7 protein-coding genes are annotated in these 13,454 nt (G+C 74.8%); 3 read left to right on the top strand and 4 right to left on the bottom strand.

All coding sequences use genetic code 11. The features are described from left to right. Positions 1–67: 67 nt before the first annotated feature. A complete protein-coding gene (locus OG286_RS37195; RefSeq protein WP_331741388.1) occupies positions 68–3,043 on the bottom strand; it encodes a hypothetical protein in 2,976 nt (991 codons plus the stop codon). Next, positions 3,040–6,399 (bottom strand): FtsX-like permease family protein, encoded by a 3,360-nt coding sequence (locus OG286_RS37190; RefSeq protein ID WP_405366102.1) that lies wholly within the window; start codon positions 6,397–6,399, stop codon positions 3,040–3,042. The genes OG286_RS37195 and OG286_RS37190 overlap by 4 nt, the downstream gene beginning before the upstream one ends. Positions 6,400–6,723: 324 nt before the next feature. Here OG286_RS37190 and OG286_RS37185 point away from each other — a divergent pair, with 324 nt between their 5' ends. Further along, positions 6,724–7,431, top strand: a complete 708-nt coding sequence (locus OG286_RS37185) for an ABC transporter ATP-binding protein (protein ID WP_331741383.1) — start codon at positions 6,724–6,726, stop codon at positions 7,429–7,431. A gap of 353 nt (positions 7,432–7,784) precedes the next feature. Here OG286_RS37185 and OG286_RS37180 read toward each other — a convergent pair whose 3' ends face one another. Together OG286_RS37180 and OG286_RS37175 are read right to left on the bottom strand one after the other, a co-directional pair. Continuing rightward, positions 7,785–8,060: a hypothetical protein gene (locus OG286_RS37180; protein WP_331741381.1), complete on the bottom strand. Its 276-nt coding sequence runs from the start codon at positions 8,058–8,060 to the stop codon at positions 7,785–7,787. 98 nt (positions 8,061–8,158) lie between these two features. Continuing rightward, positions 8,159–10,873 (bottom strand): AAA family ATPase, encoded by a 2,715-nt coding sequence (locus OG286_RS37175; RefSeq protein WP_331741378.1) that lies wholly within the window; start codon positions 10,871–10,873, stop codon positions 8,159–8,161. Between the two features lie 127 nt (positions 10,874–11,000). Between OG286_RS37175 and OG286_RS37170 the strand changes: the two genes are divergently transcribed. After that, positions 11,001–12,002, top strand: coding sequence for a GNAT family N-acetyltransferase (locus tag OG286_RS37170; RefSeq protein WP_331741375.1), 1,002 nt, complete (start codon positions 11,001–11,003; stop codon positions 12,000–12,002). Positions 12,003–12,150: 148 nt separating this feature from the next. Next, positions 12,151–13,371: a glycosyltransferase gene (locus OG286_RS37165; protein ID WP_331741372.1), complete on the top strand. Its 1,221-nt coding sequence runs from the start codon at positions 12,151–12,153 to the stop codon at positions 13,369–13,371. The last annotated feature ends 83 nt before the right edge of the window (positions 13,372–13,454 follow it).

The following is a 13,454-nucleotide window of genomic DNA, read 5'->3' as shown; positions in this document are numbered from 1 at the left end:
CTCGTCCTGTTGCTTGCTCTGTCGAACGGTCGGCCCGACCGGGCTTTCCGGGCTGTCCGGTGGGCGGTCACTGCTGGTCCCCCACTCGCAGTTCGGTCGCGATCTGGCGCCGGCCGGAGATCAGCGCCTCGGCGAGCACCCCGGCGCAGACCAGGCCGGCCAGGCCGAGTACCTGTACCAGCACCGGCAGCACGGCGGCTTGCAGGCCTGCCCGGACCGGGGCGCCGACCAGGGCCGACAGGTCGATCGCCGGTCCGAGCAGCGCGGCCGCGGCGAGCGCGGACAGTCCGCCGCCGACCGCCGCGATCAGGGTCTGCGGCAGCGTCTCGGCGATGATCAACGCCAGGCCCTGCCGGGGGCGCAGGCCCATGGTGCGCAGGCGGGCGAGCAGGGCGACGCGTTCGGGGGCGGCCCGCAGCAGCGTCAGCAGGACGGCGAGCAGGGCGAACCCGGCGGCGCCGATCACGGAGGCCCAGAACAGCCGGCCGGCTGACTTCTGGAGCGGGTCGTCGGCCAGCTCTGCCTCCCGGGTGGCGCTGGTGTGCACCACGTAACCGAGCGGCAGGTTGTCCGACCCTGCGCTCGCCGGCACCTGGCCCGCCTGCGGAGGGCCGGGCGGGGCCGGCGGCGTGGCGGAGGCGCCGGCCGAGGCGGATGCCGAGGCGGATGCCGAGGCCGCGCCTGATGCGGAGGCCGGGGCGGAGACCGAGGTGCCCGGGGCCTGGGAGGCCGCCGCACCGCCGCCCAGCCGGCCGGCGATGAGGTCGTCGAGCGCACCCTGCGGGCCGTGCTCCCGCACCACTGCCTTCAGCTTCCGCTCGTCCACGTCGCCGATGCCGAACCAGAGGTTGGGCTTGCCGACCTGCGGGACCCCGGAGGCCGCGGGACCGGCCGGCACGACGACGAACCGCCGGGTCGACTCCTCCAGCGCAGGTGTGCCGCCGAGGGTGCCGACCTTCGTGGCGAGGAGTTCCCGGCCGTTGGGCATCCGCAGGCGGTGGCTCCCGTCACCCGCACCGGCCGCGACTTCGGAGCTGAAAAGGGCCGGCAGGGGCGCGTCGATCCCGTCGCCCCCGCCCGCAAGGACGGCCGGGTCGAACTCGCCGCGCCCGACGGTCCGGGACAGCTCGGCGTACGCCTGCGGGTCGACGGCCAGCACGCTGACCCGGGTGGACCCGTTGTCGGTGCCGAGGAGGAACACCTCGCTCTCCCACCAGACGGTGGTGCCCGCCTTGACCCCGGGCAGCGCGGTCGCGGCCTCGGTCAGGCTCGGCGGCAGCGCGACGCCGATCGGTGCAGCGACGACCGCGTCGCCGCCCACCGTCTGCCGGGCCGCGTGCAGCCGGGCACCGTCCACCGCGTCGAGGACGGTGGACCCGAAGCCGGCCGTGGTGACGGCAAGCATCAGCGCGAGCAGCGGCAGCACGGACGGGCGCGGCCGGCCGCCGGTGCCGCGGGCTGCACGGGCCAGGCCGAGGAAGCCGATCAGCCCGGGGCCGCGGCCGGTCAGCCGGGCGAGCGCGCCGACCAGGACCGGCTGCAGCCGGGCGAGCAGCAGGCCGCCGGTGAGGGCGATCAGCAGCGGGGCCGCGACCAGGACCGGGTCCAGGCCCTCCCCGGGCGGGACGACACCGCGGCGCCGGACCTCCAGCACCGCGGCGACGGTGACGGCGAGGACGAGGAGTTCGCCGACCAGCCGGCGCCGTCCGCTCTTCCGGCGCGGCGCCGACCAGAGCAGGGCCGCACGGACGGGGAAGCTCAGCAGCGCCAGCAGGGTGGCGGCCAGGGCGGCCACCGCGGCGCCCGTCCAGCGCGCGGTCGGCAGCAGGACGAGGGCGAGCACCGTCGCGGCCGCGGCCGCGGGCAGGACGGTCACCGCTCCCTCGCCGAGCAGGCGCCGTTGCACCCCGCCGCGCGAACCGCCGCGGGCCCGGAGCAGCCGGAGTTCACCGTTGCGGCGGTCGAAGGTGAGAGCTGCGGCCAGCAGGAGGACCACGGCGGCGACGCCGGCCAGGCCGGCCGGGCCGATCGCGGCGAGCGGCGCGGCGGCGTCGCGGCGCGCGGTGGCCTGCTGGAACAGCTGGGGAAGGGGCGAGCCGAGCTGGAGGTCCGGCCGGCCGGTCCGGGTCCGCAGCTGGAGGCTGGTGGGGCCCGACACGTACGAAGAGATCTCCTCGGTGGTCCGCTGCAGCCGGTCGGCACGCAGGGCGGCGATGTCGACGGGCAGCCGCCAGAAGTCCTTCGCGCCCTGACCCCAGGCGTCGATCCGGCCCCGCGAGCCGGCGTCGATCACCCCGGCGGTCTTCCAGTAGTACTTGGGGCTGCCCTCCAGGCAGGCCTTCTCCGGGCAGGGCTGCTCGGCCCAGAAGGGGTCGTTCGGGTCGTTGGCCGTGTAGAGGCCGACCACCTCGGCCAGGTGACGCTCGGCCGGCCGATCGCCGACGGCGGACCCAGCCCCGGCGTCGAGGACGTCTCCGAGGTGGATGCCGATGGTGTCGGCGGCGGACCGGCTGAGCGCGATCGGGATCGCTCCGGTGTCGGCGGCGGGGCCGGGCCAGTGGCCGGCCACCAGGGTGGCGTGGTCGGTGAGGCCGTGCAGGTAGAGCAGGTCGGCCATGGGCGGCTTCTCCTCGGGCCGGGAGAGCCCTTCATTGAGGAGCATGCGCGGCCGGTTGCTGCGCGAGCCGTACACCTGACCGGCCGTGTCGAAGCCGAACGTCTCGTTCGGATAGGCGCCGAGCTTCTCCGCCACCCGGTCGAGGTCGGCCGCGTCGTAGCTGCGCGCCGAGGTGGCGAGCATGCTGGTCCAGACCGGACCGCGGCCGTTCAGGTACTCGTGCAGCGCGGCGTCCGTCCCCCGGTCGACGGCGCGCGGGAACGCGGCGGCGAGGAAGACGGTGCCGAAGGCGAGCGCGGCGGCGAGCAGCGCGGCGAGGGCCGCCGAGCGCAGCCTGGTCCGCACCCAGGGGGCGGGACGGTGTTCGGCCGTCGGCCCGGGGCCGGTGGGGCGGGGCTGCGTACGGGTGCCAGCCGGGGTGGTCACATCTCCTCCACGTGCCGCAGCCGCGCGGCCACGTCTCGACGACGGCGTCCGGTGAGGAGGGCCGACAACAGGGCGACGGCGGTGATCGTGGCCGCGAGCAGGGCGGCCCAGCCGAGCGGCAGGCCGACCAGGGCTTCGGGCACCGGCCGGCGGGCGGCCGGGGTGAGCACCACGAGCGGCACCACCAGGTGGACGGTCAGGGTTCCCAGGGCGAGTCCGACGACGCTGCCGAGACCGACCAGGATGCCCTGTTCGGCGGTGACGGTCCGGACCAGCCAGCGCCTGGGCGCGCCGAGGGCCAGCAGTACGGTGAACTCCCCCGTGCGTTCACGGGCGGAGGCGGCCGAGGCGGCGGCGAAGCCGATCGCGGCGAGGACGGTGCTGACCAGGGCGATCGCGGCGAGCGCGCTCTGCGGGGCGGCGCTGAGCGGGTCGGCGAGCAGTTCGGCGGCGACCTGGTCGTTCAGCAGCAGCTTCTGTCCGCCGGGCTCGGCGCGCAGCTTGGCCGCGGCCGCGGCGGGCACCGGGTCGCCGGGGCCGGCGGCGGGCAGCCACCATTCGCGGGTCGACGGCAGTTGCCGGCCGCCGGCCGCGAACAGGCGTCCGGTGGTGGGCAGGTCGATGGCGAGCGCGGTGTCGCCGACGACGGGCAGCGACCCGACGGCACCGGTGACCTTGACCGGCAGGGAGATGTCGCCGAACGGCACCTGGACGGTGTCGCCGACGGCCGCGCCGACGGCGGTCAGGTAGGCGTGGGTGGCGACGCCCGAGACGCTCTGCGGGACCGGGGAACCGGCGGGGAGGACAGTGACCTGCGAGACCGTCCCCTCCCCCCGGTAGCCGACCTTGAGCACCTGCTGCTCCCCGGCGCGCGCGGGGACGACCGTGCCGCTGGGCTTGGCCGCCCCGGCGGGGGCGACGGTGGTCCAGTCGAGGCCGGCCGGGAGGGGAACGGTGGTCGCCGGCCCGCCCGCGGTGTCGGAGACGCCGACCCGGCGGACGGTCAGCTCACCGGTGAGCGTCACGGTCGGCGGCAGCCGCTGGTCCCAGCCGTGGACGACGACCAGGCCGGCCAGGGTCAGCGGCGCGCCGGCCGAACCCACCGGGGCGCCGGTGAGCGCCGCGAGGTCGACGGTGGCGAGGGCGTCACCGGTGGCGGGAACGCCGGCCAGCGGCGCCCGGTAGGTGCTGCCGAACCGGTCACGCAGCAGCAGCCACACGTCCGGGTGCTCGTCGGTCGGCTTCGCCGACGTCACGGTGACATCGACGTCGATCCGCTGGGGCCGGCCGGGCAGCGGCAGGCCGGCCTGTGCCCCGGTGGGCGCGGGCTCGGCGAGGGGCACGAACAGCTCGCGGCGGCTCTGTCCGTCGAGCAGGTCGGAGCGGACCGGGACGCGCTCGGCGAAGGCGGCGGTGTCGAGGGCGAGCACTTGCCCGACGGCACCGTTCGGCAGCGTGGACTCCTGACGGATCACGGGTATCAGCCGGTCGCCGCCGGGAAGGTCCCCGTACCGGCCGGCCTGGCCCATCGGGGCCAGCGGCGAGCCGGAGATCCGCAGGCCGCCGGCGGTCGCGTAGTCGGCCTGGTCGCGCTGGGAGGCGGACCAGGTGGAGTGCTGGCCGAGCGCCAGCACACCGGTGGAGACCGCCAGCACCAGCAGCAGGACGGGGCCGGCGGCCCGGCCGGGGCGGCGGGCCAGCTGCCAGCCGGCCAGCGCGGGCACCAGGCCCCGGCCGCGGGCGGCCATCCGGCCGCCGAGGCGGGCCGCGAACGGGAGCAGCCGCAGCACCAACAGGGTGCCCGCGCACAGGGCCAGCGTGGGCGCGGCGATCAGCACCGGGTCGAGGCCCAGCCGGCCGGTGGCGTCCGCGGACAGGCCTCCGTTGTACTGGGCCAGTTGGTAGTAGGCGAGGCCCGCGAGGCCGACCACCGCGAGGTCGGCGCCGGAGCGGACCGCGCCGGCGACCATCGCCTGGCGCTTTCCGGCCCGGCGCATCGCGGCACCGGCGGCGCCGCGCAGCACGGCGGGGGCCGTGGTGACCACGACACAGGCGAGGGCGCAGACGGCCGCGACGGGCCAGAGCGTCCAGTGCAGACCGGTGTCCAGCGGTACCCGGGCGAGCGGTCCGTAGCCGGCGAGCAGGTGAAGCAGGAGGGGGGTGAGCAGGGGGGCGAGCAGCGCCGCGGGGAGGGCCAGCAGCAGCGACTCGGCGGCGGTGAACACACCGAGGCGGCCACCGGAGGCTCCGCGAGCGGCCAGCAGTGCGTTCTCGCTCTCCTGACGGGCGGCCATCAGATGGACCACCAGCAGCAGCACTGCGGCGGCCAGGACGGTCAGTTGGAGGGCGCCGATCAGCAGGGTGGAGCGGGAGACCAGCGCACTGGAGTCCGATTCGCGCAGGACGTCCGGGAGTTCGGTCCGGACCTGGAGGCCGGTGGCTTTCTTGAGGTCGGCACCGAGGCCCTCGGCACGGTCCCGGATCGCGCCGCCGCCGGAGCTGCGGACGCCGGTGAAGTCCGCGCCCAGCAGCCAGCTGCGTCCGTTCTGCGGCAGACGGGCAGTGGTGAAGAGGCTGTCGTCGATCAGCAGCGGGCCGTAGGTGGTGAAGCCGCCGACCTGGATCTCGCGGCCGCCGAGCGGGTCCAGCGACCAGTACGGGTCGCCGGGGTCGGCTGCGCGGTAGACGCCCGTGACGCGCACGACGAGCGGCGAGCCGTCGAAGCGGTCCTCCAACCGGACCTCGGCAGGCAGCATCGCGGCAGTGAGGCCCAGGCGGGTCAGCGAGGTCTGCGGGACGGCGGCCTCCACCGCGCCCTTGCCGGTGCCGGCGGCCGCGGCCGGCCAGCCGCCGGAGAGCAGGGTGACGCGGTCGTGGTCGAGCGCGGCGAGCACGGTGAGCTCGGGCGGCTTGCCGGGACCCTTCTCCGCCTGGGCACCGGAGTTGGCGCCCGGCTGGGCACCCGCACCGCTTCCCGCCGGAGCGGCTGCCGGGGTGCCGGGCGGCTGGGCAGCGGCCGTGTCCGGGAGGCCGTAGGAGCGACTGCGGGCCACGGACTCGGTGCGCACCGGCAGGTCACCGAAGAGCTGTCCGGCGTAAACACCCACCGCCGCATCGTCCTTGGGCCGCTTGTCGAACCCGTGGTCGGCGCTGACCAGCACCGTGGTCCTCGACCAGGCGGACCCCTGGAGCGCCTGGCGCAGCCCGGCCTCCCCTACGGTGCGGTTGAACGCCACCAGCGCCGTGAGCACTGCCGTGGTGATCAACACCGTGAGCAGGACCGCGGCGGCCAACGGCAGTCGCCCGCGCAGACGGCGCACGACGAAGCCGAGCATCCCGTTCCTCCCCCAGTACATTCCGGTCTCCGCGCAGCTCTCACCCGTCCGGGCACACCTCTGCCACGGGATGGACGCCTGTCGCTGACCGCTACGTGATCACCGGCGATTGATCACCGGATAGCGGACGATGCTGTCAGATTCGATCCATGAACGGAAGGGACTTGCGCGAATCATGTAAGTAGTGAGCAAATTCTCGACGTTGGCGGTACATCGATAGTTCCTTCCGATGCGAGAGCCCGTCAGCCCATCAGAAATTCTGGCCATGAACACCTCATAAAGAGCACTTCACCGCCCGGCCGCGCCCGTCGAGGAAGGCTCGAAGAACACCCAGGGGGACGCCGTATGACCCAGCAACCGGCCGGCACCGTCACCGCTCCCATGGTGGCCGTCACCGATCTCCGGCGCAGTTTCGGCACCGGCGAGCGGACGGTGCACGCGCTGCGCGGCGTCTCGTTCTCACTCGGCCGCGGCGAACTCACCGCCCTGAAAGGCCGGTCGGGCTCCGGCAAGACCACCCTGCTCAATCTGGTCGGCGGCCTCGACAGCCCCAGCGGCGGGACGGTCGCCCTCGACGGCACCGACCTGGCCGGCCTGGACGAGGACGGGCGGCTCGCGATGCGCCGCGACCGGATCGGCTTCGTCTTCCAGTCGTTCGGCCTGATCCCGGTACTCACCGCCGCCGAGAACGTCGGAGTGCCGATGCGGCTGCGCAAGGTGGCCGCCGCGCAGCGTGAGGAGCGGGCGCGCACCCTGCTGGCCCTGGTCGGGCTCACCGACCACGCCAACCAGCGGCCCGGCGAGCTCTCCGGCGGGCAGCAGCAGCGCGTGGCCATCGCCCGCGCGCTCGCCAACGAGCCGGACCTGATCATCGCGGACGAGCCCACCGGCCAGCTGGACTCCGAGACCGGTCGTTCGATCATGCAGTTGTTGCGCGCCGTCGTCCGCAGCGAGGGCGTCACCGCCCTGGTCGCCACCCACGACCAGACCCTGATGGCGCTGGCCGACCGGGTGGTCGAGCTCCGCGACGGCAGGCTGGTCGAGGAGGACTGAGCCGGGCGGGGGCGCGGAGTACCCGGAACGGAGCGCCCGGCGGGTCGCGGGGCGCGGTTCAGGGGCGCGGATTGCCCCGCACGCGGCACGCGGGCGGAGCCGGCGGCACGCCGCGTGCGGGGCAGGGACGCGGTGCGGCCTCAGGGCGTGCCAGGTCTACCCGATCGGGCACCCCCATCCGGCCCCGTGGGCACACCGGAGCTGCACGCGGGGACGCGCCGGCCGGCCGGACGCGATCAAGCGCGGTCGAAGGCGCTCGGACGCGGTCGGGCGCGGTCCAACGCCATCGGGTCCGGTCGGCGCGGCCCCGGCGACCGGCCCGTCCTCGGGTCACCGGCGCCCGGCCGGGCCCGTCAGAGCGCCTTGAGCGCGGCCTCGCACTCCCGGCAGCGGCGGGTGCGCTGCGACGGCGGGTACCAGGGATCGCCCGGACGGGCCGGCCGGTAGGTCTCCCGTTCGAGGTCACCGGTGTCGATCCCGCAGAACGTGACCGGGCCCGGATCGTCCGGCACGTCCGGGTCGGGCGGCGCCGCGTGCACCCACCGGACGCGGGCACCCACGTCCACCTCGCCCGCGTCCAGCACCTCCGTGGACGGCTCCAGCTCGACCAGTACGACCACTCCGCTCATACCTCGACCCTGCGCCCCACCGGCACCGGCCGCATCCCGGACCGGCCCCGGCCCCTCGACAGCACCCGCCGGAACCCGCGGTCACCGCCGAGCGGGGGTCACCAGCGCTCTCCACCGGTCTGCGGTTGACCTTGACCGAGGAGCCGGGGGAGGTCGGCACGGGAGCTGACGCCGAGTTTGGGGAAGGCCCGGTAGAGGTGGTGGCCGACCGTGCGGGGGCTCAGGAAGAGCTGGGAGGCGATTTCGCGGTTGGTGGCGCCGCTCGCGGCGAGCCGTACGACTTCGCGTTCCTGGGGGCTGAGCCGGCCGAGCAGCACGCCCGGCTGACCGGCCTGGTCGATGGTCTCGCCGCTGGCCTGCAGTTCGGTGCGGGCCCGGTGCGCCCACGGCTGGGCGTTGAGTTTCTCGAACGCCTCCAGCGCGGCGCGAAGGTGGCGGCGGGCGTCGGAACGGCGGCGGGCGCGGCGGAGCCACTCCCCGTAGAGCAGCTCGGTCCGGGCCTTCTCCAGGGGCTGGGCGCCGTCGTCATGGAGGCGCAGGGCGGTTTCGAAGAGCCGCTCGGCCTCCTCGTCGGGGCTGGTCAGCGCCTCGCAGCGGCGGGCGAGGGCAGTCGCCGCGGGGCGGCGTGCGGCCACCGCCCACTCCCCGATCAGCGCCAACGGCTCCTCGAGCCGCTCCCGCTGCCCGGCGCGTACCGCGGCCTCGATGAGGTCGGGCAGGAGGAAGACCGACAGCATCGGGTGGTTCACGCGGGTCTTCGCCGCTTCCAGGTGCTCCAGGGCTCGCTCCGCCTGGCCGAGGCCGAGATCGAGCAAGCCCTGGGCGCGGAGCGCGTGGGCGGCGGCCAGCTCGATTCCGTGGGCGTCGGCGTAGTCCAGGGCCGCCTCGACCAGGCTGTGGCATCGCTCCCGATCGCCCTCGATGGCGGCCAGCGTGGCCAGGGTTGCGCGCAGGTAGCTCGCGCGGTGGTTGCGGCCGTAGTGCTCGGCGATGGTGAGCCCCTCGGCGGCGGCAGCGTAGGCCTCCTCGTGCAGCCCCATGGACAGCTCTGCCTGGGCGAGCAGGTACAGCGCGGTGTGCAGCCAGCCGACCACGTCCTGGGCCCGGCAGTCGCGCACACACGCGACGGCGACCTCGTGAGCGGTGGCGTGGTCGGCGAGGAGCTGCCCGTACGTCCCGGCCAGGATCCGTTCGGCGAATCCGGTGTCTGCGGCGGGGGGTTGCGGGACGGGGAGGTGGGGGCCGGCGCCGTGCAGGTCGGTCAGGGCCCTCGCCACCGCGTAGTCCGGCGAAGCGGGAAGCCGGGCGGCGACCTCGGCGATGAGCTCCCGGTCGCCCGACGAGTGCGCCGTCTGGACGGCCTCGGTCAGCACCGGCTCGAGATCGGGACCGGAGCCGATCCGGTCCGCGCATTCGATCAGGATGCGGGCGGCCCGGCCCGGCGACCCGTGGTCCAGCTCGACGATCGCTCGGACCCGGGCGAAGTCGGCGAGCATCGCGGGGTCCAGGGCGAGTGCGTTGATGCGGTCGGTGAGGGCCGCGGTGCGGTCGAACTGCCCGGCCTCGGCGGAGGTGAAGGCGGCGGCGGCCAGTCGCCGGGCGCGCCGGGCCGGGTCGGCGGTGAGCTGGGCGGCGCGTTCGTAGGCGGCCGAGGCGGAAGCCGTGCCCTGCTGTCCGCCGGCCCGCTGCGCGACATCGTCCATCTCGTCGGCGACCTGCTCGTCGACGCCGGTCGTGGCGGCGGCCAGGTGCCAGGCCCGCCGGTCGGCGTGCTGCTCGCCTTCCAGCTCGGCGGCCAGCGCCCGGTGGGCGGCGAAGCGCCGGGCCAGGGCGGCGTCCTGGTAGGTGGCCGATCTGATCAGCGGGTGGCGGAAGGACAGCGTGTTCTCGGTGAGCCGGACGAGGGTGGCGCGTTCGGCCGGTTCCAGGTCCTCCAGCACGGCGCCCGAGCCGGCCGATGCCCGCAGGACGAGACCGAGGTCGCCGGTGTCGTCGGCGGCCGCCACCAGCAGCGTGGCTCGCGTGGCGTCGGGCAGGCGGCGGATCTGCTCCTGGAAGGCCTCCTGGATCCGGTTGGAGGTTGAGGACAGGCCCGTCGGGAGCGTCACCGGGTTCAGCTGGCCGGCACGCTGCTCCGGGGTCAGCGCTGCGGGCAGTTCCAGGAGGGCCAGCGGGTTGCCGCATGCCTGCTCGATGATCTGGTCCCTGGCGTACGGGGACAGGTCCGCGATGCGAGCGGTGAGCAGCGCGTCGACGGCGGCGGGGGCGAGGCCCTCCAGCCGCAGCCTCGGCAGGCCGGTGATCTGCGTTCCGCGGGCGCCGTCGCGGACCGCGAACAGCATCACCACGCCCTCGGCATGGAGCCTGCGGGCGGCGAACGTCAACGCGTCCAGGGACGCCTGGTCCAGCCACTGGGCGTCGTCGACCAGGCACAGCAGCGGTTCGTCGCCCGCGGCCTCCGACAGCGTCGTGAGCACCGCCAAGCCCACGGTGAACCGGTTGCGCACCGCCTCGCCGGTCAGGCCGAACGCCGACCTGAGCGCGGCCGCCTGGGGTTCGGGCAGCCGGTCGAGGTGGTCGGTGAGGGGCCGCAGCAGCTGGTGCAGGCCGCCGAAGGCCAGCTCCATCTCCGACTCGATGCCGACGGTCCGCAGCACCCGCCCGGCACCTGCGGCCTCGGCGGCGTGCTCCAGCAGCGCCGTTTTGCCGATCCCGGCCTCGCCATGGATCACCAGCGCGCCGCTCGCCCCCGCACGGGCGCTCGAAAGCATCCGGTCGATCCGGTCCTGTTCCCCCACCCGCCCGTACAGCATGGGGTAACCGTACCTAACTTTTTCGATCTTCCGATCTTCGCGTTAAGTCGCACCGACCGATGTGACCGACCGCCGGACTCCCTAGCGTTGCACCTGTTCGATCCACTCGACTCCAGGAGCCGCCACCGTGCCCGAGCAGGTCCACCTCACCCCGCTGCACCGGATCTCGGTCACCGACGCCGCCGCCTGGCATCGCGTCGTCGCCGCCTCCATGACCCACGATCTGCCCGGTGTGCCGCCCCCCGCGCCCGGACAGATCCACGCCCAGCTCACCGAGCCCGGCCTCGACAGCCACCGGCTCACCTGGCTGGCCGGCGGACCGGACGGTGCCGTGGTCGGCGTCGGGGCCCTGCGCCTGTTCACCGCTCCCGGCAGGGACCACCTCGCCGAACTCCAGCTCCACGTCGATCCCGCGCACCGCCGCCGGGGAACCGGCTCACGCCTGCTGTCGGCGGTCGTGGCGGCCTGTCGTACCGAGAGCCGGCGCAGCCTGATCGTCGAGGCCGCGGCCGACGGCCCGGGCGAGGCCTTCTGTGAACGGTGGGGTTTCCGCCGCGCTCTGACGCTCGATCACCTGATGCTGCGCCTGGACCAGCTGGACGAGGCCCGGATCGGCGAGATCAGCGAGGCCTCGCACCCCCGCTACCGGCTGACCGGCTGGACCGGTACGGTCCCCGACGACCTCGCCGACGCCTTCGCCGCGGCCAAGACCGCGATGAACGACATGCCCGTCGGGGACCTGGACTACGGGACCCTGCACTGGGACGCCGACCGCGTCCGCACCATGGCGAAGGTCGTGGCCGACCGCGGCGACACACTGCTCACCCTCGCCGCCGTCCACGACGACGGCACCATGGCCGGCTACACCGAGATCGTGCTCCCCCAGGGCACGCCACCGAAGGCCCTGCAGTACGACACCGCGGTCGTGCCCGCGCACCGCGGCCACGGCCTGGGCCTGTGGGTCAAGGCCGCCATGCTGAGCCGGCTGCGCGCCGAGCACCCCGGAATCGCCGAGATCGAGACCGACAACGCCGAGGACAACGTGCACATGCTCGCGGTCAACCGGCGGCTCGGTTTCCGCCCCTACCGACGCACGCACGAATACCAGCTCGACCTGCCCACCGTCTGATCCGTTCGCAGAAACGAACGTCCGCCCGCGCACGCCGACCTCCTCAGCGCGGTGCGGCCCCGAACCATTGATCCTGTCCAGGACGTCACACCTCGACCGTGCGGATTCTCCGGCCGAGCCCGGAATCCGCGGAAATTGGGAGTACGAAATGCGTGTGTTGTTGTCGGCCTATGATTCGCGCGGGGGCGTCGAGCCGCTGGTGGGACTCGCGGTGCGGTTGCGGGAACTCGGTGCGGAGGTGCGGGTGTGCGCGCCGCCTGACGAGGAGTTCGCGAAGCGGCTGGCCGTGGTCGGCGTGGAGATGGTGCCGACGGGCCGGTCGGTGCGCGATCTGGTGACGGGGAAGACGCCGCCGTCGCCGGGGGGCGTGCCCCGGCGCGCGGCCGAGCTGGTCGCGGCGTTCCACGACAGGGCCATGGCGGCGGGCGAGGGGTGTGACGTGCTGGTGGCAACCGGCCTCGTGCCGGCCGTGGCGGGTGTGAGGTCGGCGGCCGAGAAGCTGGGCGTCCGCTACGTCTACGTGAGTTACCAGCCGGTCAGCCTGCCCTCGCCGCACCACCCGCCGATGCCGCGGCCGGGCCGGCCGCTCCCGCCGGACGTGACCGACAACCGGGTCTTGTGGGAGCAGGACGCCCGGGACGCGCAGGAGGTGTTCGGTGAGGCGGTCAACACCCACCGGGCGTCGATCGGCCTGGCGCCGTTGGACAACGTCCGCGACCATGTCTTCACCGACCGGCCGTGGCTGGCCACGGACCCGGTCCTGGCCCCGTGGCAGCGGCCGGCGGACCTCGACGTCGTGCAGACCGGTGCGTGGGTCCTTCCCGACGAACGCCCGCTCCCCGCCGATCTGGTGGCGTTCCTGGACGCCGGCGAAGCGCCGGTGTACGTGGGCTTCGGCAGCATTCCCATGCGCGACCCGAAGGACGTCGCCCGGGTGACCATCGAGGCGATCCGCGCGCAGGGCCGGCGCGCGGTCGTCTCCCGGGGCTGGGCCGACCTGGACGTGATCGACGACCGGGGCGACTGCTTCGCCGTCGGCGAGGTCAACCACCAGGCCCTGTTCCGCCGGGCGGCCGCCGTCGTGCACCACGGCGGCGCGGGCACCACGACGACGGCCACCTGGGCCGGCGTTCCCCAGGTCGTCGTCCCCCAGGGGGCGGACCAGCCCTACTTCGCCGGCCGGGTGGCCGCCCTGGGCATCGGCGCGGCCCACGACGGCCCGACCCCGAGCGTCGAATCCCTGTCGGCCGCACTCCGGACGGCCCTCACCCCCGAGACCCGCACACGCGCAGCCGCCGTGGCCGCCTCCTTCCGCACCGACGGCGCGACGGTCGCCGCACACCTCCTGCTCGACACCGCCGGCCGGTAGAGACCGCCGCCTCCAGAGCCTCTCCCCCGACGCCTCACCCGGCTCGCGAGCCGGCCGGCGCCTCGCGTGAGCCCTCCATCCCC

The organism is Kitasatospora sp. NBC_00039, assembly GCF_045160625.1.
In the GTDB taxonomy this organism is placed as follows: domain Bacteria; phylum Actinomycetota; class Actinomycetes; order Streptomycetales; family Streptomycetaceae; genus Kitasatospora.
This window is presented reverse-complemented; position numbering and strand designations above follow the sequence as displayed.